The organism is Variovorax sp. YR752 (genome assembly GCF_943372545.1).
On sequence record NZ_CALRZC010000003.1, the window covers coordinates 23,146 to 43,979 of the forward strand.

Consider the following 20,834-nt stretch of genomic DNA (forward strand, 5'->3'; position numbering starts at 1 on the left):
AGCGTGGTTATTTGTTTGGGTACCCACTGAGACGAATGCCCCGTCACATTCCGGTAATTTTCTAATTCGAAATTCTGATTTCGTTGCCGTTCTCTTGCGCAGCAAGGCCGAAGCCCTGCTTGAGAAGGGCCACGAAGCCGCTCATGTTGTTCGCATCGAAGCTGCCGCCGATGCGCACCTGTGCGACGACCGGGTCGGCGATCACGAGCTTGCGCAGGTTGTAGCGGTTGAACTGCGCGGCCGCGTCGCCCAGCGTGGTCTGGTCGAACACGAGCTTGCCTTCGCGCCAGCGCAGTTCGTCGTCGACCTGCTTGGGCGCCTTCGACATCACGAGCACGTTGTCGGCGTGCGTGACGGCCGCCTGGTTGCGCGTAAGCACGGTGGGCTCGGCGCTCCTGGCATCGGGCTTGGCCGCGGCGATCTGCACGCGCCCTTCTTCCACCGTCACGTTCACCTGGTCGCCCTGGCGCCGCACGAGGAAGCGCGTGCCCAGCACGGTGATGCGCCGGTCGCCGGCCATGACGACAAAGGGATGGTTCTTGTCGTGCGCGATGTCGAAGTAGGCCTCGCCCGCGTCGAGCCACACCTTGCGCCCGGTGTCGTTCACGGCCGTGCGCAGCTGCGTGGCGGTGTTGAGCGTGAGCCTGGAGCCGTCGGACAGCGCGACCGACTGGCGCGCGCCCACGGCCGTGGCGTAGTGCTGGCCGCGTTCTTCCTGCGTGTACTGCCAGCCGAGCCAGGCGGTGCCGGCAGCGGCCACGAGCACGCCGGCGGCGATGCGTTGAAGCGAGAAGCGCGACAGGCGTTGAGGCGGACGTGCGGCCTGCGGTGCGGGTGCGGGCGCCGGTGCGGGAATCGGAATTTCCGGCGTCCGCAGTGCGCCCAGCCGGTCGCCGCGCTCCCACGCGCTGGACAGCCGAAGCCACGCCACGCGGTGGGCGATCGATGCGGCGATCCAGGCGTCCAGCTGCTGCTGGTCGGTGTCGGTCCAGGCGCCGCTGTCGCGGCGGGCCAGCCAGTCGGCGGCCAACGATTCAATGCGCTGCGCTTCGCTCATGTGGAGAGCCTCCGCTCGTTCTGCGCTCGCCCGAAGGCCTTGGTGTCCAGTTGCACACCGCCCGAGAGCAGGGCGTCGGCCAGGGCGCGCACACCGCGCGACACCTGCCGCTCGACCGTGTCCTCGGTGATGCCCAACTGCGTGGCGACCTCGCGCTGCGAGAGGCCGTCGATCTTGCGCATCTCGATCACGCGGCGGCATTTGGACGGCAGCGCGTCGAGCGCGGTCTGCAGCAGCCGCAGCTCGCCGCGGCCGGCGGCATGGCGCTCGGGCGTGAGCTCGTCGGCGGAAAAGTCGAGCGCGTCGAGGTCGGCAATGATCTCGATGGAAACGATCTGCGCGCGCCGGGCGCGGTCGATCAGCAGGTTGCGCGCGGTGGCAAAAACAAAGGGCTTGACCTGGTCGGGCATGGATTTGGAGGCGGACTCATAAATGCGCACGTAGACGTCCTGCCGCAGGTCGGGCACTTCGGCGTCGTCGCGCCAGTTGCGGCGAAGGAAACGCGTGAGCGCGGCTTCCATCGGCAGCACCTCGCTGACGAACCAGGCATCCAAGTCACTGAGAACCACGAAGCGCTCCTGGAAATTGAAGGGCCGAAAGGAGAACGGCAGGCCGCCGGGATTGGCGACAGACAGTGAGACGAACGGCCCGAAGATTTCCGGTAACGCGCACAGGCCCGCCGGCGAAATTTCTTCCAATTTCCGTGCCCGGCGGTGGTTCCCCAAATTCTAGAAGGCCGGGTCCAAGGGCTTTTCCCCCTTGCCCCGTTACCGGAAAGTGCCCGCGAACTCGTCTCACCGGGGGCAGAAGAAAAACCAATACGCGGAAAACAGACCGACATGATTCGAATCCGGAGGCAGACCCCCACCCTCCTTGCCCTCTTCATCAGACGCCCTCGCCTTGCCCTCGTTGCCGCCGCCGGCCTGCTGGCGACGGGGCTGGCCTTCGCCCACGCGCGCGAGTTCGACGTGAAGAGCGGCGAGCTGCGGCCCGCGCTCGACGCCTACATCGCGCAGTCGGGCGTGCAGCTCATCTACAAGATGGAAGACGTCAAGGACCTCTCGACCCGGGGCATCAAGGGAAAGATCGCCGCCGACGCGGCCCTGGACCGCCTGCTCGACGGCACGCGCCTGCGCGTGCGGCGCGGGCAGGACGGCGCGATGGTGCTCATTGCGCCGACCCGGTCGCCCGCGGCCGCGCGTTCGGAGACGCCGCCGCGCACGGTCGAGTAATACGATCGGCCTCACCCGTCGCGCGCGGGACAACACCGGCGCCGTTCGGCCCTGCGAGACGCACCGGAATGGCGCGCATTTCTCGCACTTTCTGACACACTACCTGCGCAACAAGCGAGCGGTGTGAGCTGTGCCTCGACGGCCGGCCGGTGGTCCCTCCGCTTCGCCGCGCTGCCTGCACGACGCCCATGAAATTTTTCGCGCCCGGGAAACCCCGCATCAGCCTGAACACGCGCCTCAGCGTCGGCGTCGCAGCCGTCGTGCTGGCCACCACCTTCATCATCGCCACGGTGGCGCTGCACCTGGTCAAGGACCGCATGCAGGCCTCGATCGCCAACGAGGAGTTCGCGCGGCTGTCGGCCATCGCGAGCGCGGTGGAGCAGAAGTTCGCCAGCCGGCGCATCCTACTGAAGACGCTCGCCGAGAGCGTGGGGTCGCATGGCTTCACCACCGCCGCACCGCTGCAGGCCTTTCTCGAAAAGCACCAGTCCTTGCGCGGGGCGTTCGACAACGTCGCCTTCCTCGACATGGACGGCGACCTGGTCGCCAACCTGAACGGCGCGCAGCAGATCGGCAAGGTGAACATCAAGGACCGCGCGTATTTCAAGGACACGGTCGCCTCGCGCACCGGCGTGATCTCCGAGCCCTATCGCAACCGGCTCAACGGCCTGGCGCAGGTGGCCATCACCGAGCCCGTGCGCGATCGCGACGGCCGGGTGCTGTTCGTGATCTCGGGTTCCATCAACCTGAAGGAGCGCAACATCCTGGGCGAGCTGGCCGACGTGCGCTTCGGCCAGACGGGCTATGTGTTCATCACCACCGCCGACGGCATCGTGATCGACCACCCGCTGGCCGACCGCGTGCTCAAGCAGGCCAACGCGTCCATGGCCGACGACGCGCCCGACATCCACCGCGCGCTCGCCGGCTTCGAAGGCACGATCGAAGGCGTCAACCACGCAGGCGTGCGCGGCCTGTACGCCTTCAAGCGCATCCGCCAGGCCGACTGGATCATGGGTTCCATGTACCCGCGCCACGAGGCCTTCGCCCGCATCGACACCATCGAGCGCACCGCCTGGATCGGCGCCTTCGTGCTGGCGCTGCTGGCCGGCGCGCTGGCGCTGGCCGTGGCGCAGCGGCTGCTGCGCCCGCTCACCGGGCTGCACCGCCGCATGCTCGACGCCCAGGCAGCGCCCGAGCGGGCGGCGGTGGCGCTCACCTACCCGCACGACGAGATCGGCGACCTCTCGCGCACCTTCGACCGGCTCATGCAGCAGCACCAGGCCAGCGAGAAGTTCCTGCGCGACATCACCGACAACCTGCCGGCCATGATCTCGCACGCCGACGCGCAGGGCCGCTACACCTTCGTGAATGCGCGGCTGTGCGAAGAGCTGGGCTACAGCGCCGAAGAACTGGTGGGCCAGCCCGTGCAGAGCATGAGCGGCCTGCACGACGACCCGACGCTCGAGCACAACCTGCGGCGCGTGCGGGCCGGCGAGGCCGTGTCCTTCGAGCGCCGCGGCGCCGCGCACCGCGACGAGGAAGAGCACTTCTTCCAGACCGACTTCATCCCCGAGCTCGACCCGCAGGGGCAGGTGTGCGGCTACTACGCGATGACCTTCGACATCACGCAGCGCAAACACATCGAGCTCGAGCTGGCGCACAGCGAGGCGCAGATCCGCACCATTGCCGACAACATCCCCGCGCTGGTCTCGCACGTCGATGCCGGGCTGTACTACACCTTCGTCAATGCCAAGGTGCGGGCGCTGCACCACGGCAACCCGCTGGTCGGCCAGTGGATGCCGGGCATCCGCGGCGAAGCCGATTTCGCGGTGGTGCGGCCCTACATGGAGCGCGCACTGGCGGGCGAGACGGTGATCATCGAGAAGGCCGGCGACGCGGCGCTGGGCATCGGCGAGCGCACCTTCAAGGCCCACTACATTCCCGACCAGGACGCCGAGGGCACCGTGCACGGCGTGTTCGCGATGACCTTCGACATCACCGACGAAGTGAACATTCGCCGCGCGCTCACGCAGCAGGAAAAGCGCCTGCGCGACGTGACCGACAACATCCCCGCGCTGGTGGCCTACTTCGACCGCGACCAGAACTGCCTGTACGGCAACAGCCGCGCGCGGCGCATGGCCGGCCTGGACGAACGCGCGCCACTCGACGGCGTGACGCTGCGCTCGGCCGTCGGCGAGATGGTGTATGCGCAGCACACGCCCCACCTGCCCGTGGTGCTCACCGGCAAGGCGACGCAGTACCCGGTGCAGGTGCCGGTCCAGGACGGGGAGGCGCACTTCCAGGTGAACCTGATCCCCGACCGCGACCTGGCGGGCGGCGTGCTGGGCTTCTACCTCATGACCTTCAACGTCACGGCGCTGAAGGAGGCCGAGCGCAAGCTCATCGAGCTGGCGCGCCTGGACGTGCTGACCGGCCTGCCGAACCGGCTGGCCTTCAACGAGCAACTGCCCGCGGCGATGTCGCGCGCGCGCCGTACCGACGGCGGCATGGCGCTGATGTTCCTGGACATCGACCACTTCAAGGCTATCAACGACACGCTCGGCCATGCCATCGGCGACGGCGTGCTGACCGAATATGCGCGGCGCCTGCGCACCAGCGTGCGCGAGACCGACACCGTGGTGCGCCTGGCCGGCGACGAGTTCGTGATCGTGCTCGAGAACGTGTACTCGAAGGACGCGGTGGCGGGCGTGGCGCAGAAGATCGTCGCGCACATCGAGGCACCGGTGTTCGATGTGGACGGCCGGCGGCTGGACGTCACGACCAGCATCGGCGTCGTGTTCCTCGAGACGGTTGATGCCAGCGTCGGCGCCGGCGAATTGCTCGCGCGGGCCGACACGGCGCTCTACGATGCCAAGTCGCAGGGCCGCAACCGTTTCGCGTTTTTCCGTTAGCGTCGACACACCCGCCGCGCCCCCACAACCACCAGGAGACCGATCCATGGCAGCCACTGAAGTCGTCATGCCCGAACAGCTCGTGCAGGAGCTCGAACTGCAAAGCCGCATGCCGATCGCGCGCATCGGCCAGGCGCTGATGTCGCTGGGCATGGTCACGCAGGCGCAGCTCGACGCGGCGCTCCAGCAGCAGCAGCGCGAACCCACCGTGCCGCTGGGCGAAACGCTGGTGCGCATGGGCGTCGTGAGCCGCGGCCAGCTGCAGACCGCGCTGGTGCGCAAGATGGGCTACCCGCTCGTGAACCTGCATGTGTTTCCGGCCGCGGCCGACGCGCTGCGCAAGGTGGGCCACGAGGCCGCGCGGCGCCTGCAGGTGATGCCGCTCATGCTGCACGGCGGGCGCCTGGTGCTCGCGCTCGACGACCCGGTCAACCAGCACACGGTGATCGACGAGGTGGAGTTCATCGCGCAGATGAAGGTGCTCCCCGTGCTGGGCCAGTGCCTCGACCTGGACGGCGTGCTGCACAAGGCCTACGAGAAACTCGGCCAGGTGGCGGCCGAACGCCCGGTGATCGACATGAACGACCCGGCGCGTCCGCTCGAGTTCGACATGACGGGCACCAGCACGCTGCTGAAGACGCTCGAGAAGGAAGAATCGGCCGCCGCGCCCGCCGCCGGTGACGCGCCGGTCGAGCAGTCGGACAACTCGCTGGTGCGCATGATCAACAGCATGATCCTCGAGGCGCACCGCGAGGGCGCCTCCGACATCCACATCGAGAGCGATCCGGGACAGGAAAAGACGCGCATCCGCTTTCGCCGCGACGGCCGGCTCTACACCTACCTGGAGCTGCCGCCCAGCTACCGCAACGCGGTGGTCGCGCGCGTGAAGATCATGTGCGACCTGGACATCAGCGAAAAGCGCAAGCCGCAAGACGGCAAGATCAACTTCTCGAAGTACTCGCCGCAGCACCGCATCGAGCTGCGCGTGGCGACCATCCCGACCAACAACGGCCTGGAAGACGTGGTGATGCGCATCCTGGCCTCGGCCAAGCCCATTGCGCTCGATGCGCTGGGCTTGTCGGAGCGCAACCTGGCGCAGCTGTCGCAGGCGGTCGACCGGCCCTACGGCATGGTGCTGTGCGTGGGCCCGACGGGCTCGGGCAAGACCACCACGCTGCACTCGGCACTCATGCGCATCAATACGCCCGAGCGCAAGATCTGGACGGCCGAAGACCCGATCGAAATCACGCAGCCGGGCCTGCGCCAGGTGCAGGTCAACCCACGCATCGACTGGACCTTTGCCAAGGCGCTGCGCGCCTTCGTGCGCGCCGACCCCGACGTGATCATGGTCGGCGAGATCCGCGACGCCGAAACCGCGAAGACCGCCATCGAGGCCTCGCTCACCGGCCATCTGGTGCTGTCGACGCTGCACACCAACAGCGCCCCCGAAACCGTGACGCGCCTGCTCGACATGGGCATGGACCCGTTCAACTTCGCCGACTCGCTGCTGGCCGTGCTGGCGCAGCGGCTGGTGCGCTGCCTGTGCCCGCAGTGCGTGCAGAGCCGCCCCGCGACCAGCGAGGCGGTCGAGGAGCTGCTGGCCGACTACATGCACGCCTTCGGCGCGCAGGACACGCCGGCCGCGCGCGACGCCGTGCGCGCCGACTGGCTGCAGCGCTACGGGCGCGACGGCCAGCTGCAGACCTACAGCAGCACCGGTTGCAAGCACTGCAACGACACGGGCTTCAAGGGCCGCGTGGGCATCCATGAACTCATGACGATGTCGAAGGGCCTGCGCCGGCTGGTGCAGGGCGGCGCGCGCGCCGAGGAGCTGCAGGACGCCGCCATGCGCGAAGGCATGCGCACGCTGCGTCAGGACGGCATCGAGAAAGTGCTGGCGGGCCGGACCACGCTCGAGGAAGTGCGCGCGACCAGCAACGTCTGACGCGGGAGGAGGCTCAGCTCAGGCGGCGGCGTCCCACGCCACCGCCGGCAGCGTGGCAATCGCCGGGCGTGCGAACAGGTAGCCCTGGAACAGCTCCACGCCGATCTGGCGCAAGGCGCGCACCTCTTCGGCCGCCTCGACGCCTTCGGCGATCACGCGGATCTGCAGCTCGTCGCAGGTGGCGACAAAGCCCCGCACGATGGTGAGTCGCACCGGGTCGGCATGGATGCCGCGGATCAGGCTCAGGTCGATCTTCACCACGTCGGGCTGGAACGCGGCCAGCAGCTCGAAGCCCGCGTAGGCCGCGCCGAAGTCGTCGATGGCCGAGGTGAAGCCGTGGCGCTTGAAGCTGTTGAAGGTGGCGGCCAGGCCGTGCAGGTCGCGCACGCGCTCGCCCTCGGTGATTTCGAACATCAGCTGACGCACGGGAAACTTGCAGCGCTTGGCCGCGGCCATGGCGGTGCGGAAGCACTCGGCCTGCCCCGCGACGTCGTTGGGCATGACGTTGAGGCTGAGGCGGGATTTCATGCCCAGGCGCGCCGCGATCTCGATCGCCTTGACGCGGCAGGCTTCGTGGAAGGCGAAGCGGTCGACCGGATCGACGCGCCCGAGCACCTCGGCGGCGCCTTCGCCCGACAGGCCGCGCACCAGCGCCTCGTGCGCATAAATCTCGCGGCGGCCCAGGTCCACGATGGGCTGGAACGCCATGGTGAACCCCGAGGCGAGGCTCACAGGCGCGGCGTCAGCATGTGTTTCGGCGATCACGGTTCGTGGACCTCGCTGGCAAGGTTGCAATGGCGCCGGAGGGCGCCTTCCAGGGCGTAAATGTAAACCCTTCTATACACAGCGCGCACAACCGCACGCAGACAACAAATCGCAGACAACAGATGGCGTCGCGTGCCGGCATGCGGGCTGTAGGCCGAAATCATTCGTGGGTTTTCCCGGTATCAGAAAAATCTGTAGCGACCTGTTCACGATAGGACCGCGTCCTATGTCCCATCGGGGAGAGATTGGTTAGAAAGGGGGCGCCCACTACTGAAACCGGTGGGTGGATTTTCACTGTCGTTCCTGGGTTTCCAGTCCACCGATGAAAGGTCCCGTCCGATGCGCCACCTGCTCCGCCCCCTCCTTCGCACCCTGGCCCGTACCGTGCTGCCCGTCGGCGCCCTGCTGATACTGGCACCCTCCGCGCTGGCGGTCACCACGACCACGACCTTCCAGGTCACGGCCACCGTGCTCAAGGCCTGCCTGATGAGCACGCCGGCCACGCTGGCGTTCGGCAGCTACGACCCGTCGGCCGCCTCCCTGAACGGCACCACCAGCCTCAACGTCACCTGCACCTTCGGCACGCCCTACTCGATCGGCCTGAGCGCGGGCAACGGCTCGGGCGCGACCGTCGCGTCACGCGTGATGACCAGCACCTCGTCGGCCGCCGGCAACAACACGCTGGGCTATAGCCTGTTCAAGGACAGCGGCCACCTGACCAACTGGGACAACAGCGTCGCCGGCACCGGCTACGTCGGCAGTGGGCTGCCCCAGACGCAGACGATCTACGGCCAGATTCCCACAGGGCAGTACGCCGCGGCGCCGGCCACCGACTACACGGACACGATCACGGTCTCGCTGACCTACTGACCGGATTGACTGCACGCCCGACCGGCATGCGCCGCGCATTCCTGCTGGGGTCCGCCCTGTGGGCGGGCCTGATGCTGGCGCCCCCTGCCGCCGCGACCAGCCTGAGCGTGGCGCCGCTGCGCATCGTGCTCACGCCGCAGCGCCCGGTCGCCTCGCTCACCATGGGCAACGCCGAAGACACCGAGGTCGCCGTGCAAGCCGAGGTGGTGGCGTGGTCGCAGCAGGACGGACGCGATGCCTACGAACCCACGCGCGATGTGCTGGTCAACCCGGCCATCTTCCGCCTGCCGCCGGGCGGGCGGCAGATCGTGCGCCTCGGGCTGCAGGTGCCGGCCGACGCCACCGAGCGCAGCTACCGCATCTTTCTGCGCCAGCTGCCGCGCGACCAGGCCCTGCCGGCGGACGACGGCGAGGGCGCGAAGGTGCAGACGCTGCTGCGCATCGGCGTGCCGGTGTTCGTGCCGCCGTTGCAGCTGCACCGCGCGCTGCAATGGTCGCTGCAGCCTGCGGGCCGCACCACGGGCACGGCAGCCACCGCCTGGCGGCTGGTGTTCGACAACCAGGGCAGCGAGCACATCCAGGTCACGCAGCTCGTGCTGCGCCGCGAGGACGGCACCGAGCTGTTGCGCAAGAGCCTGTCGCAGTACGCGCTGGCGGGGCAGTCGGCCGCCATCGACATCGAGCTGCCCGCCCTGCCCCCCGACACCCGCCTGCAGATCGAGGCCGCCACCGATGCACCCGAGGCGTCGTCCAGTGCCACCGTGCGCGTGCCCCGTGCGCCTGCCACACCGCGCTAGCCTCTGGGTCTGCTGCGGCTGGCTGGGCCTGCGCGTGGCCTGCGCACAGACGGGGGCCCCCGATGCGGCGGGCGAGGTACAGCCCGCCATCCTCGACGTGCGCATCAACGGCCTGACCCAGCCCGCGCCGCGCCCGCTGCTGCGGCGCGGCACGCAGCTGCTGGCGGCCGAACCCGACTTCGCGGCCTGGCGCCTGGTGCGGCCCGCCACTGCGGCGCTGCGGCGCGAGGGCACCGACTACTACGACCTGCGCGCGCTGCCCGGCGCGCAGCTGCAGCTCGACGAAGGCGCGCAGAGCGTCGACCTGAGCGTGCCCGCCGAGGCGTTCACGGTCGGCACCGTGCATGCGCACCTGCACGACCGCCCGCCGCTGTCGCCCTCGGCCTTCGGGGCTTTTCTCAACTACGACCTGGCCCTGCAGCACGACCGCGAAGGCACGCGCGCCTCGGGCTACTTCGATGCGGCGGCCTCCGGTGAATGGGGCCTGGTGGGCACGAGCTTCGTCACCGGCCAGTCGGCCTTCGGCGGACGCGGTGCGACGCGGCTGGACAGCTACTTCCGCCGTGACGACCCCGCGCGCCTCACGCGCCTCACGGTGGGTGATGCAGTCACGCAGGCTGCCGCGTGGTCCACGCCTTTTCGCTTCGGCGGCGTGCAGTTCGGCACCCGCTTCGGCTTGCAGCCCGGCTACATCAGCTACCCGATGCCGACCTTGCGCGGCGGCGCGGCGGTGCCGTCGGCGGTGGAGGTCTACGTGAACGACACGCTGCGGTACCAACGCCGCGTCGATGCCGGCCCGTTCGCGCTCAGCGACGTGCCCGTGCTCACCGGCGCAGGCGAGATGCGCTTCGCCGTCACCGACGCACTCGGCGTGCAACGCACAGTGACGACGCCGTACTACGTGAGTTCGAACCTGCTGCGCGCGGGGCTGTCCGACTATTCGCTCGAAGCCGGCTGGACGCGACTGCGCTACGGCGAGCGCAGCTTTGACTACGGCCCGCCGTTCGTCGCAGGCACATGGCGCTACGGCGTGAACGACGGCGTGACGGTCGAGGCGCGCGGCGAGGCCAGCGCGCGCAGCCAGACTGCGGGCGCCGGCGTGACCTGGGTCTGGGGCACGGTGGGCGAGTTCTCGCTGCATGGCGCAGCCAGCCGTGACCGCGACGGCGGCACCGGCCGACTCTGGCGCGCGGCCTACACACGCACCAGCGACGAATGGAATTTCTCGGTGAGCCGGCAGGTGGCCAGCCGCGGCTTCACGCAGATCGCCTGGCACGACAGCCCGGTGCATACCGACGCACAGACCCAGGTGTTCGCCGGCCGCTCGCTCGGCCGCTACGGCACGCTCGGCGCCAGCCACACGCAGCTGCACTACAACACCGGCGAGCGCGTGGGCGTGACCACCGCCAGCTGGTCGATCGGCATTGGCGGCAGCGCCTGGCTCGGCACCTACGTGGCCCGCACCCGCCAGGACGGCCAGCGCCCCACGACCTCGGTCGGCGTGAGCCTGACCTTCGCGCTGGGCGAGCGCCGCCATGCGTCGCTCTCGCTGCAACGCGAGAACACGGGCCGGCATTCGGCCGTGGCCGAGCTGGTGCAGCAGCCGCCCGGCGAAATGGGCTGGGGTTACCGGCTGCGCGCGGCCGACGGCGAGAACGCGCGCAGCGAAGCCAGTGTCGATTGGCGCGGGCGCTACGGCATGCTGACGGCCGAAGCGGCGCGCGCGCAAGGCCAGACCGCGGCGCGCGTGCGCGCCAGCGGCGCCGTCGGCTTCGCGGGCGGTCTGGCCTTTGCCACGCGCCAGTCGGATGACGCCTTTGCGCTGGTGACCGTGCCCGGTGCCGCGAACGTGCAGGTCTACCGAGAGAACCAGCCCTGGACCATCACCGACAGCGAAGGCCGCGCCGTCGTCTCGGGCCTGCGCGCCTACGAGCCGAACCACATCAGCATCGACAACGGCGACCTGCCGATCGAGGCGCAGGTGCGCAGCGACGTGCTGCGCGTGGTGCCGCGCTACAAGGGCGTGGCGCAGGCGAGCTTCGACATCGCGCGCGACGTGGTGGCGAACGTCACGGTGCTGCTGCCCGACGGCACGCCGCTGCCGCCGGGCATCGATGTGGTGCGGCCGGCGCGCGGCACGTCGTTGCTGTCGGGCTTCAACGGGCTGGTGTCAGTGGACGACCCGCAGCCGAACGAACGCTTCGAGGCGCGATGGAAGAGCGGGCATTGCCGCTTCACGCTGGGCGCGCCCGACCGCGCTGCCGGCGCACTGCCTTCAATGGGACCTTACCGATGCGAACCCGTGTCGTCGTCTCCGCGCTGACGGCCGCGCTGGCGCTGGCCCCGGGCGCGTCGCTGGCCGGATGCACGGGCGTGGGCGCGTTCACCTGCTCCGCCACCGTCAGCGTGGCAGCGCCGCTGGCATTCGGCAACTACGACCCCGCCGTCGCAACGCCGAAGGACAACACCACGACCATCACCGTCGTCGGCAAGGTCACCGCCCTGGTCGCTCTGTTGGTGACCCTGTCCTACACGATCAGCCTCGACGCGGGCCCGACCGGCTCCATCGCCAACCGGCAGATGACGGGCCCGGTCGGCGGCCCGCTGGGCTACAACCTCTACACCGACAACGCGCGAACCGCCGTCTGGGGACTCAACAGCGTCCCGGACAGCTACAACATCACCGCCTCCGTGATAGGCACGACGGTGACGCGCAACTACACCGTCTACGGCCGCATTCCGCCCGGCCAGTACGTGGCGCCGGGCGGCTACGCCAGCACGATCACGGTGACGGTGACCTACTGAGGTTCAACCCCTCAGCATGCCCGCCAGGCGCTTGGCGATAAGTTCATCCGCCTGCGCCATGATGCGGTCGATGAGCTCCGCGCAGCTGGGCACGTCGTGGATCAAACCCGCCACCATGCCGCAGCTCCAGGCGCCGGCGTCCATGTGGCCCTCGGTCATCACCTTCGGGTAGATGCCGGCGACCTGGTCCATGATGTCGTCGATCTTCAGCGCGTCGCCCTTGATGCGCTCGATCTCGATGAGGCGCTCCACGCCCGCGTTGTTGATCACGCGCTCGGTGTTGCGCAGCGACCGCATGATCAGGCGCGTGTCGAGTTCGGAGGCGTTGACGATGGCCTGCTTCACGTTGGCGTGCACCGGCGCTTCTTTCGTGGCGATGAAGCGCGTGCCCATGTTCATGCCCTCGGCGCCCAGCGCGAGCGCGGCCACGAGGCTGCGGCCGTCGGCCATGCCACCCGAGGCGACGAACGGGATCTTCAGTTCTTCGGCCGCGCGCGGCAGCAGGATCATGTTGGGCACGTCGTCTTCGCCGGGGTGGCCGCCGCACTCGAAGCCGTCGACGCTCACCGCGTCGCAGCCGATGCGCTCGGCCTTGAGCGCATGGCGCACCGAGGTGCACTTGTGGATCACCTTGATGCCCGCGGCCTTCAGCGCGGGCATGTAGGCCTCGGGGCTGCGGCCCGCGGTTTCCACGGCCTTGATGCCGCCTTCGACGATGGCCGCGATGTACTCGGGGTACGGCGGCGAGGCAAAGGTCGGCAGGAAGGTGAGGTTCACGCCGAAGGGCTTGTCGGTCATCTCGTGGCAGCGCGCGATCTCTCGGGCCAGCAGTTCGGGCGTCTTCTGCGTGAGGCCCGTGATGATCCCCAGGCCGCCGGCGTTGGAGACGGCCGCTGCCAGCTCGGCAAAGCCGACGTAGTGCATGCCGCCCTGGATGATGGGGTGACGGATGCCGAAGAGTTCGGTGATGCGGGTTTTCAAGAGAACGTCCTTTGGTCGGGGGTTGCTGGAGAGAAAGAAAAATCAGGGCGGCGAGATGACGCGCAACACATCGCGCGCCATCGCCTTCATCCAGGCCGCGTCGCTCTTCAGCGCGGGCTCGGCAAAGGTCTTGGCAAAGGTGGGCCGCGCCATCTTTGCGTAGTTCAGCGTGCCGAAGATGAGCGTGAGCACCACCACGGCCGACAGGTCGTCGCGCACGAGGCCGGCCTTCTGCGCTGCAGCCACCAGGGCCAGGCTGGCCTGCAGGAAGCCTTCGAGCGGCCGCGCCTGCGCATGCTGGATGCGCTCGGCGTTGTCGAGCAGTTCGCGCGTGACGAGCTTGAAGCCCGTGGGCCGCGCGTGCATCCATTCGACCTGCAGCGCGACGAACGCCTGCAGCCGCGCGGGCAGGTCGGGGGCCGCCTCGACGCGCTTGCAGATGCGCGCCGTCAGGTCCTCGGCCTGTTTTTCGAGCACGGAGCGGTACAGCACCTCCTTGCTCGGGAAGTGATGCAGAAGCCCCGGGTTGCCGACCTCGCAATCGCGCGCAATGGCCGAGAGCGACGCGCCCTGGAAGCCATGGTCGGCAAAGTGCTGCTCGGCGCGCGCGAGGATTATTTCTTTACGGGAAAGGGCAAGGGTGGCCATCGGTCGATTCTGGAAAGCGTCACGCAGAAGAGCGCATGCCGCGACAACGCGACCGGCGATCAGACGCGAGGCGCGCCATTCTTTCTTGTGTCTTGTGGTCTGGTTGTTGCACGCGCGACACCGCCCCGCGTCAGCGTGCGGCCGGCATCGCCGCCACCTGCTGCGCGAGCTGCGCATGGAAACGCGGCGCGCTGTACTCGAAGGTGCCGAAGCTGAGCGCGTCGTTCGCGCCCGATGCGAGCCCGGCCTGGATCGATTCGGCCAACGCGTAGTCTTCCGCGAGCGTGCGCCGGTACAGCGCGACGTTGGCGTCCCAGTGCGCGGTCGCCTTCTCCGACGCGGGTGCTTCTGGAATCAGCGTGAGCTCGTGCACGCGCGTGCGCGTGGCGCCCAGCGGCTCCAGCATGCTGAGTTGCGCATGGTCGGGCTGCACGAGGATGGTCGTGTTGGGAAAGAAGAAGTAGGTCAGGTTGCCGTAGCGACGCGGATCGAAGCCGACGACATCGGGCGCGTGTTCCTGGAACTTCGCCTTGAGCAGGTACAGGCGCCGGTTCAGGTCGAACTCGTCGATGACCTGCAGGTTGTGCAGGAACATGTGGGCGATGGTCTCGCGGTGCGCCACCTTGAAGTGGTACGCCTCGAAAGAACCGTCGACCAGCAGCTTCCAGTTGGCCTCGACCTCATAAGTGCGCGGCGCATAGGCCACGGGCGCGCGCAGCCCGGCCAGCGATTCGAGGTTGTCCATGAGCGCACCCAGGTGCGCGCCGGGGTCGCTGTCCGCCATCGACGGATCGCACACGACCCAGACCACGCCCGCGCGCTCGACCGTGGCGAGCCGGCGCAGGCCCGACTCTTCCTGCTTGAGGCACGGAAAGCCGAACGATTCCGGCACGCCGCGCAAGGCGCCGTCGGGCTTGTAGGTCCACGCGTGGTACGGACAGACGAAGGCACGCGCCTCGCTGCCGCTGCCCTCGGGCACCACGCGCGCGCCGCGGTGGCGGCACACGTTCAGGAAGGCTTGCACCTGCCCGCTCTCCTGGCGCACCAGCAGCAGCGGCACGCCGGTGTGCGTGAGCGACAGCCACGCGCCCGGCGAGGCGAGCGATGCACTGGAAGCCACCGGCTGCGGATGCCGCTGCAGCAGTCGCCGCTCGTCGCGCGCAATCGCTTCGTCGGTGTACTGGCCGACCGGCACGCGCTCGCCCTCCCCTTGCGCGTCGGCGCGCCCGGCCTGCAGGGCCGTGGTGGCGCGGCGATGGAGTTCGGCTGCGAAGTTCTCGCTCATCGGGGGGCTTTCTGTGCGATGCGATGCAGCCCGGTGAAGCCCGGTGAGCTGCAAGATCGGCCCAGTCTACCGACTGACCAGTCGGTACGTCAATCGCCCCCGAGACAGAGGTGTCAGGCCAGCTTGCGCAGGAAGCCCTGCTGGGCGCCGTTGCGGTTGGGCGCGAAGCCGTTGGCCTGCAGCGTCTCTTCGGTGGTTTCGTAGAACACGCCGATCTTCATGATCTCGCGCGCCTGCTGCGCGGTGGCGATGGGGCGGCCGAACTCGGTCGAGATGCGCACCAGTTGCTTGATCTGTTCGACAGAGCTCATCTTGCCGGTACGGGTCTGGTTCCAGAGCACGTCCTCGATGCCGCAGCGCACATGCAGGCCCAGGGCGATGCCGATCATGTTCACGGGCAGCACGTTGAGCACCGAGCTCTCGACCGTGACCACCGAGCCGTCGGGTGCGGCGCGCAAGAAGTTGGCCAGGTTGTAGATGTTCGCCTGGTCCATGCCGCCACTGATCGCCACCCAGTTCATCACCAGCGGGCCCTTGTAGACGCCGCGGCGGATCATCCGCTCGATGGTCTCGAAGCTGTTGATGTTGTAGCACTGGAACTCGCTCTGGATGCCCGCGGCCGTGAGGCGGCGAATGTGCTCCTCGACCCAGCTGGGGTTCGAGGGAACGATCATGTCCTTGTAGGTCGAGTACAGCCGCGGGTCGCCGCGCGACAGGCCCTTGAAGTCGTCCAGGCCGGCGTGCTCGGTCACGTTCATCTGCGTGGTGTTGACGGTCACGGTCACCTGGTCGGGCTTGGGCGTGAGTTCGGCCAGCATGTGGCGCGTGTCGTCGCTGAGCCACTTGGCGGCAGAGCCATCGTCCTCGGGTGCGAAGCTGATCGAGCCGCCCACCTGGATGACCATCTCGGGCACACGGGCACGCACGCCGGCGATCAGTTCGTTGAACATCGACAGGCGCTTGCTGCCCTTGCCGTTGGCTTCGCGCACATGCAGGTGCAGCACGGTGGCGCCGGCTTCGTAGCAGTCGACCGCCTTCTGGATCTGCTCTTCCATCGTGACCGGAATGTCTTCCGGAAAGTCGGCGGGAATCCACCCCGGCGCATAGGGTGCGGCCGTGATGATCAGGGGTTGCTGGTTCTCGGGATAGAGGTGGCCGTCGAGGAAGTTCATGAGGGTGTGTCTCCGGTGGGAAGGTGGTTCTGACGCCAAAAGTGTCTGGCGCAGCGGAGAAAACTTCTTGCTCATCTGGGGCGATGTTTTGTCTTTTTGGGGCATTGAAACGGCCGCTGCAAAAACAGGTTTTTCTGTCGCGATTGGGTAAGTGACCGGCGCCTGGCGCCAAGCACTCGGGGGGAGGTGGCACCCAGAATCCGCTCGCCTTTGTCTCTTCAACCTGAGGACGAACTTCATGTGTCTGCATCTGCTGCGAGCTCCCCTTCTCTTCCTGGCCGCGCTGTGCTGCGGCATGGGCACGGCGTCGGCCCAAGCCCAGCCCTGGCCCGACAAGCCCATCCGGCTGATCGTTCCCGCGCCGCCCGGCGGCATCTCCGACGCGTCGGCGCGGCTGCTCGCCGAGCATCTGCGCACGAACCTCGGCCAGACCGTGCTGGTCGACAACAAGCCGGGCGGCTCCACGGTCATCGCCCAGCGCGCCTTGATGAGCGCGCCGGCCGACGGCTACACGCTGATGGTGTCGCCGTCGAGCGTGCTGTCCGACATTCCGCTCACCGTGAAGACGCCGTATGACCCGCTGAAGACCTTCACCTACGTCGGCGAAGTGACCGGCATGGTCCATGTGCTGGTGGCCAACACCGGCTTTGCGCCGAACACGGTGAAGGACCTGCTGGCGCACGCCAGGCAGCACCCGCGCACGCTCAGCGTGGCCAACCTGAGCACGGGCACGCGCTCCAACCTGCTGGGCGAGATGCTGCGCGAGCGCAGCGGCAACGACATCCTCGTGGTGCCGTACAAGGGCTCGGCGCCCGCGCTGGTCGACCTCATGGGCAACCAGGTGCAGCTCACGTTCGAGGTGGTGAGCAACGTCACGCCGCTGGTCCGCAGCGGCAAGATCAAGGCGCTGGCCGTGGCGTCGGCCAAGCGCTCGCGCTTCCTGCCCGACGTGCCCACCTTCGGCGAGCTGGGCCTGCCCGACTTCGTGATGCCCGATGCAAGCGTGGGCGTGTTCGTGCTCAGCAGCATGCCGCCAGCGCTGCAGGAGAAAATCCACGCCGAAGTGGCCAGGGCGGTGCAGTCGCCGAAGTTCCGCGAGGCCCTGCTCGCGCAGAATTACGATCCGCCCCGCGACATGTCGCTGCCGCAGCTGCGCCAGACGCTGGACGCCACGACCGCCCACAATCGGGCCATCATCGAGAAACTGAAACTCAAGATCAGCCCCGAATGAGCATCACGGGGCCCTTCCCACAGCCACCATGAAACACCTCGGTCGACTGATGCGCAGCGCGAGCCTCAGCGGCTACGTGGAGCTGGTGCAGTCGCTCGGCCGGGACCCGCATGCCTTCATGCGCACCGTGGGGCTGAAGGCCCAGCTGCTCGAGCACCCCGAGACGCTGATCCCCGGCGACGCCGTGCGCGAGCTGCTCGAGATCACCGCGCGCGCCACGCGCACCGAAGATTTCGCGCTGCGGCTCGCGGCGCAGCGCAAGCTCTCTGCCCTGGGTCCCATCAGCGTCGTGCTGAAGGAAGAGCCCACGCCGCGCGACGCGCTCGACACGCTGGGCCGCTACCTCAAGCTGGTGAACGCCTCGCTGAGCTTTCGCCTCGAGGACACGGGCGACATGGTCATCATCCAGGAAGACCTGCTGCCCAGCCCCGGGCTGCCGATGCGCCAGTCGATGGAGCTGGCCGTGGGCATCATGTTCCGCATCCTCAGCGAACTCATCGATCCGCAGTGGCGCCCGCAGCAGGTGTGCTTCACGCACCGCCCGCCGGCGGACGTGTCGGCGCACCGCGCCTTCTTCGGACGCCACGTCAAGTTCAACCAGGACTTCAATGGCCTCGTGTGCCTGGCGGCCGACCTGCGCAAGCCGCGCGAATCGGGCGATCAGGGCGCGGCGCGTTTTGCGCGCGAGTACCTCGATGCGGCGCTGAAAGACCGCGGTGAGAGCACGCGCGAAGCCTGCCGCGAACTCATCCTGGCGCTGATGCCCGGTGGCGGTTGCACGGCGCAGGAAGTGGCGCGGCACCTGCGTGTCGACCGCCGCACGCTGCACCGCCGGCTCGAGGCCGAAGGCTTCACCTTCAGCAGCCTGCTCGACCACGTACGCTCCGACCTCGTCAAGCGCCACCTGCGCGACAGCGACCTGCCGCTGAGCGAGGTGGCCGAGCTGCTGGGGTTTTCAGGGCCCAGCAGCTTCAGCCACTGGTTCCGCCATCACTTCGGCTGCAGCGCCTCGCAGTGGAGCAAGCAGACGGCCGGCGCGGTGGCTCAGGGCGCGGTGCGCGCGTTCTGAACCGGGGCTTCGAGGCGCAGGGCATGCGAGAGGCCCTCCAGCAGGCGCCAGACCGCGTGTGTGAAGCGCCTTGTCATGATCACCACCTTCTCTCTCAAGCCGCCTTGCGCAGGAAGCCCTGGTTGCCCCCGTTGCGATTGGGCGCGAAGCCATTGGCTGCGAGCGACTCTTCGGCCGTCTCGTAGAACACGCCGATCTTCGAGATCTCGCGCGCCTGCTGCGCCGTGGCGATCGGTCGGCCGAACTGGCGCGAGATTGCCACCAGCTGCTCGATCTGCGCCACCGTGCCGATCTTGGCCGAGCGCGTCTGGTTCCACAGCACGTCCTCGGTGCCGCAGCGCACGTGCAGGCCCATCGCAATGCCCATCATGTTCACGGGCAGCACGTTGCGCACCGAGCTTTCCACCGTGAGCACCGCGCCGTCGGGCACCGCGCGCACGAAGTTGGCCAGGTTGTAGATGTTCGGCGCGTCCATGCCGCCGCTGATCGCCACCCAGTTCATCACCAGCGGGCCCTTGTAGACACCGCGCCGCATCAGGCGCTCGACCGACTCGAAGCTGTTGATGTTGTAGCACTGGAAGGCGCTCTGGATGCCGGCCTTCGTGAGGCGGCGGATGTGCTCTTCGACCCAGCCCGGCTGCGCCGGCACCGTCATCTCCTTGTAGGCCTCGTAGATGGCGGGGATCTCGCGCGAGGTGCCCTTGAAGTCGGCCAGCTCGGCGTGCTCCGTGACGTTCATCTGCGAGGTGTTGACCGTCACCGTCACCTGGTCGGGCGTGGGCTCCAGCTCGGCCAGCATGTGGCGCGTGTCGTCGCTGAGCCACTTGGCCGCGGCGCCTTCGCTCTCGGGCGCGAAGCTGATCGAGCCGCCGACCTGGATGATCATTTCAGGCACCGCATGGCGCACGCCGGCGATCAGCTCGTTGAACTTCGACAGGCGCTTGCTGCCCTTGCCGTCGAGTTCACGCACATGCAAGTGAAGCACCGTGGCGCCGGCGTTGTAGCAATCGACCGCCTTCTGGATCTGCTCTTCCATCGTGACCGGGATCTCGCCCGGGAAGTCGGAAGGCAGCCAGCCCGGTGCATACGGCGCGGCGGTGATGATCAGCGGCTGCTGGTTTTCGGGAAAGAGATGGCCGTCGAGGAAGTTCATGGCGTGGCGCTTTCGGGTTGCGATGCGGAGGTCGGAAGGGAGCGCACGGATCAGTACGGCACGTCGCCGACGATGCCGGCGCGTTCCATCTTTCGCGGCGCGGGCCAGTAGTCGTTCAGCGCGTAGTGCTGCGTGCAGCGGTTGTCCCAGACGACCACGTCGCCCGGCTGCCACGACCAGCGCACCTGGTACTCGGGAATGGTGGCGCGGCTGAGCAGGTAGTTCAGCAGCAGCGCCGCACCCGGCGTCTTGTCGATGCCGTGGCGCACGTTCTCGGGGGTGCTGTAGTTCACGAAGTGCGTGGTGAAGCTGCCCACGTAGAGCACCTTCTCGCCGGTCTCGGGGTGCGTGCGCACCACGGGGTGCTCCACCGGCGGGTTGTCCTGGCCCAGCTTGAGGCGGGCTTCCATCGGCATCACGGCGCCGAACGAATGCTCGATGCTGGCCTTGGCGCGCAGCTTGGCGATCTTCTGCTTGATCTCTTCGGGCAGCTCGTCGTGCGCCTGCACCATGTTCACCCAGATGGTGTCGCCGCCGATCTCAGGGCACTCGATGCAGCGCAGCACCGAGCCCAGCGGCGGCGTCGTGCGCCACAGGCCGTCGCAGTGGTAGGTGTTCTCGTAGCTGTGCTTGTTGTCGCTGCGATGGATGAGCACCAGCCCCGGATGGTCGGGGTCAGAGCCGAGCACCGGGTGGTCTTCCAGCGCGCCGAAGCGCTTGGCGAAGGCCACGTGCTCGCCGCGCGTGATGTCCTGGCCGCGGAAGAACAGCACCTTGTGCTTGAGCAGCGCGGCGCGGATCGGTGCAAAGCGCTCGGCGTCGCGCGCGGCCTCGCCCAGGTGGACGTCGGTGATTTCTGCGCCGATCGACGGCGTGATGGGTCTGATCTTCATGAGAGGTCTCCGGTGGAAT

At 68.3% G+C, this 20,834-nt stretch carries 18 protein-coding genes; 9 read left to right on the forward strand and 9 right to left on the reverse strand.

The window, feature by feature from the left end; all coding sequences use genetic code 11:
* Nucleotides 1-61: 61 nt before the first annotated feature.
* Both AAG801_RS01075 and AAG801_RS01080 read right to left on the reverse strand, forming a co-directional pair.
* Nucleotides 62-1,057, reverse strand: coding sequence for a FecR domain-containing protein (locus AAG801_RS01075; RefSeq protein WP_341886769.1), 996 nt, complete (start codon nucleotides 1,055-1,057; stop codon nucleotides 62-64).
* The gene (locus tag AAG801_RS01080) at nucleotides 1,054-1,782 is read right to left on the reverse strand and encodes a sigma-70 family RNA polymerase sigma factor (RefSeq protein WP_341886770.1); all 729 of its coding nucleotides are present in this window, start codon (nucleotides 1,780-1,782) and stop codon (nucleotides 1,054-1,056) included. The genes AAG801_RS01075 and AAG801_RS01080 overlap by 4 nt, the downstream gene beginning before the upstream one ends.
* Nucleotides 1,783-1,896: 114 nt before the next feature.
* Between AAG801_RS01080 and AAG801_RS01085 the strand changes: the two genes are divergently transcribed.
* From AAG801_RS01085 to AAG801_RS01095, 3 genes are all read left to right on the forward strand, one after another.
* Nucleotides 1,897-2,289: an STN domain-containing protein gene (locus AAG801_RS01085; RefSeq protein WP_341886771.1), complete on the forward strand. Its 393-nt coding sequence runs from the start codon at nucleotides 1,897-1,899 to the stop codon at nucleotides 2,287-2,289.
* Between the two features lie 188 nt (nucleotides 2,290-2,477).
* Nucleotides 2,478-5,201, forward strand: a complete 2,724-nt coding sequence (locus tag AAG801_RS01090) for a diguanylate cyclase (RefSeq protein ID WP_341886772.1) — start codon at nucleotides 2,478-2,480, stop codon at nucleotides 5,199-5,201.
* A gap of 46 nt (nucleotides 5,202-5,247) precedes the next feature.
* Complete coding sequence (locus AAG801_RS01095) at nucleotides 5,248-7,146, forward strand: ATPase, T2SS/T4P/T4SS family (protein ID WP_341886773.1); 1,899 nt, start codon at nucleotides 5,248-5,250, stop codon at nucleotides 7,144-7,146.
* Between the two features lie 18 nt (nucleotides 7,147-7,164).
* Here the strand turns inward: AAG801_RS01095 and AAG801_RS01100 are convergent, their stop codons facing one another.
* Nucleotides 7,165-7,854 (reverse strand): EAL domain-containing protein, encoded by a 690-nt coding sequence (locus AAG801_RS01100; protein ID WP_341886774.1) that lies wholly within the window; start codon nucleotides 7,852-7,854, stop codon nucleotides 7,165-7,167.
* A 396-nt stretch (nucleotides 7,855-8,250) separates the two neighbouring features.
* Between AAG801_RS01100 and AAG801_RS01105 the strand changes: the two genes are divergently transcribed.
* Genes AAG801_RS01105 through AAG801_RS01120 form a run of 4 tightly spaced genes read left to right on the forward strand, consistent with a single transcriptional unit; the run spans nucleotide 8,251 to nucleotide 12,383 of the window.
* Nucleotides 8,251-8,781 (forward strand): spore coat U domain-containing protein, encoded by a 531-nt coding sequence (locus AAG801_RS01105; RefSeq protein WP_341886775.1) that lies wholly within the window; start codon nucleotides 8,251-8,253, stop codon nucleotides 8,779-8,781.
* 26 nt (nucleotides 8,782-8,807) lie between these two features.
* Nucleotides 8,808-9,578: a fimbria/pilus periplasmic chaperone gene (locus tag AAG801_RS01110; protein ID WP_341886776.1), complete on the forward strand. Its 771-nt coding sequence runs from the start codon at nucleotides 8,808-8,810 to the stop codon at nucleotides 9,576-9,578.
* Nucleotides 9,556-11,901, forward strand: a complete 2,346-nt coding sequence (locus tag AAG801_RS01115; protein ID WP_341886777.1) for a fimbria/pilus outer membrane usher protein — start codon at nucleotides 9,556-9,558, stop codon at nucleotides 11,899-11,901. Before AAG801_RS01110 ends, AAG801_RS01115 begins: the two co-directional genes overlap by 23 nt.
* Entirely contained in the window at nucleotides 11,871-12,383 is a 513-nt protein-coding gene (locus AAG801_RS01120) for a spore coat U domain-containing protein (RefSeq protein WP_341886778.1), read from the forward strand. The genes AAG801_RS01115 and AAG801_RS01120 overlap by 31 nt, the downstream gene beginning before the upstream one ends.
* Nucleotides 12,384-12,386: 3 nt before the next feature.
* Here the strand turns inward: AAG801_RS01120 and AAG801_RS01125 are convergent, their stop codons facing one another.
* From AAG801_RS01125 to AAG801_RS01140, 4 genes are all read right to left on the reverse strand, one after another.
* The gene (locus AAG801_RS01125) at nucleotides 12,387-13,364 is read right to left on the reverse strand and encodes a nitronate monooxygenase family protein (RefSeq protein WP_341886779.1); all 978 of its coding nucleotides are present in this window, start codon (nucleotides 13,362-13,364) and stop codon (nucleotides 12,387-12,389) included.
* A gap of 42 nt (nucleotides 13,365-13,406) precedes the next feature.
* Nucleotides 13,407-14,012 (reverse strand): TetR family transcriptional regulator, encoded by a 606-nt coding sequence (locus AAG801_RS01130; protein ID WP_341886780.1) that lies wholly within the window; start codon nucleotides 14,010-14,012, stop codon nucleotides 13,407-13,409.
* A 130-nt stretch (nucleotides 14,013-14,142) separates the two neighbouring features.
* A complete protein-coding gene (locus tag AAG801_RS01135; protein WP_341886781.1) occupies nucleotides 14,143-15,297 on the reverse strand; it encodes an SRPBCC family protein in 1,155 nt (384 codons plus the stop codon).
* 113 nt (nucleotides 15,298-15,410) lie between these two features.
* Nucleotides 15,411-16,469, reverse strand: coding sequence for a 3-keto-5-aminohexanoate cleavage protein (locus AAG801_RS01140; protein ID WP_341886782.1), 1,059 nt, complete (start codon nucleotides 16,467-16,469; stop codon nucleotides 15,411-15,413).
* A gap of 238 nt (nucleotides 16,470-16,707) precedes the next feature.
* On the opposite strand from AAG801_RS01140, the gene AAG801_RS01145 reads away from it, so the two are divergent.
* On the forward strand, nucleotides 16,708-17,700 hold the full coding sequence (locus AAG801_RS01145) for a tripartite tricarboxylate transporter substrate binding protein (RefSeq protein ID WP_341886783.1): 993 nt from the start codon (nucleotides 16,708-16,710) through the stop codon (nucleotides 17,698-17,700).
* 28 nt (nucleotides 17,701-17,728) lie between these two features.
* Nucleotides 17,729-18,769 (forward strand): AraC family transcriptional regulator, encoded by a 1,041-nt coding sequence (locus AAG801_RS01150; RefSeq protein WP_101488873.1) that lies wholly within the window; start codon nucleotides 17,729-17,731, stop codon nucleotides 18,767-18,769.
* A gap of 94 nt (nucleotides 18,770-18,863) precedes the next feature.
* Here the strand turns inward: AAG801_RS01150 and AAG801_RS01155 are convergent, their stop codons facing one another.
* Together AAG801_RS01155 and AAG801_RS01160 are read right to left on the reverse strand one after the other, a co-directional pair.
* Complete coding sequence (locus tag AAG801_RS01155) at nucleotides 18,864-19,922, reverse strand: 3-keto-5-aminohexanoate cleavage protein (protein ID WP_341886784.1); 1,059 nt, start codon at nucleotides 19,920-19,922, stop codon at nucleotides 18,864-18,866.
* 50 nt (nucleotides 19,923-19,972) lie between these two features.
* Entirely contained in the window at nucleotides 19,973-20,815 is an 843-nt protein-coding gene (locus AAG801_RS01160; protein WP_341886785.1) for a TauD/TfdA family dioxygenase, read from the reverse strand.
* Nucleotides 20,816-20,834: the final 19 nt, after the last annotated feature.

Excerpts from the sequence above, each read along its gene's own strand:
- AAG801_RS01090 (WP_341886772.1), top strand. The coding sequence starts at position 2,478 with ATGAAATTTTTCGCGCCCGGGAAACCCCGCATCAGCCTGAACACGCGC.
- AAG801_RS01105 (WP_341886775.1), top strand. The coding sequence starts at position 8,251 with ATGCGCCACCTGCTCCGCCCCCTCCTTCGCACCCTGGCCCGTACCGTG.
- AAG801_RS01135 (WP_341886781.1), bottom strand. The coding sequence starts at position 15,297 with ATGAGCGAGAACTTCGCAGCCGAACTCCATCGCCGCGCCACCACGGCC.
- AAG801_RS01155 (WP_341886784.1), bottom strand. The coding sequence starts at position 19,922 with ATGAACTTCCTCGACGGCCATCTCTTTCCCGAAAACCAGCAGCCGCTG.
- AAG801_RS01140 (WP_341886782.1), bottom strand. The coding sequence starts at position 16,469 with ATGAACTTCCTCGACGGCCACCTCTATCCCGAGAACCAGCAACCCCTG.
- AAG801_RS01120 (WP_341886778.1), top strand. The coding sequence starts at position 11,871 with ATGCGAACCCGTGTCGTCGTCTCCGCGCTGACGGCCGCGCTGGCGCTG.
- AAG801_RS01110 (WP_341886776.1), top strand. The coding sequence starts at position 8,808 with ATGCGCCGCGCATTCCTGCTGGGGTCCGCCCTGTGGGCGGGCCTGATG.
- AAG801_RS01095 (WP_341886773.1), top strand. The coding sequence starts at position 5,248 with ATGGCAGCCACTGAAGTCGTCATGCCCGAACAGCTCGTGCAGGAGCTC.
- AAG801_RS01130 (WP_341886780.1), bottom strand. The coding sequence starts at position 14,012 with ATGGCCACCCTTGCCCTTTCCCGTAAAGAAATAATCCTCGCGCGCGCC.
- AAG801_RS01160 (WP_341886785.1), bottom strand. The coding sequence starts at position 20,815 with ATGAAGATCAGACCCATCACGCCGTCGATCGGCGCAGAAATCACCGAC.
- AAG801_RS01150 (WP_101488873.1), top strand. The coding sequence starts at position 17,729 with ATGAAACACCTCGGTCGACTGATGCGCAGCGCGAGCCTCAGCGGCTAC.
- AAG801_RS01145 (WP_341886783.1), top strand. The coding sequence starts at position 16,708 with ATGTGTCTGCATCTGCTGCGAGCTCCCCTTCTCTTCCTGGCCGCGCTG.
- AAG801_RS01100 (WP_341886774.1), bottom strand. The coding sequence starts at position 7,854 with ATGGCGTTCCAGCCCATCGTGGACCTGGGCCGCCGCGAGATTTATGCG.
- AAG801_RS01085 (WP_341886771.1), top strand. The coding sequence starts at position 1,897 with ATGATTCGAATCCGGAGGCAGACCCCCACCCTCCTTGCCCTCTTCATC.
- AAG801_RS01075 (WP_341886769.1), bottom strand. The coding sequence starts at position 1,057 with ATGAGCGAAGCGCAGCGCATTGAATCGTTGGCCGCCGACTGGCTGGCC.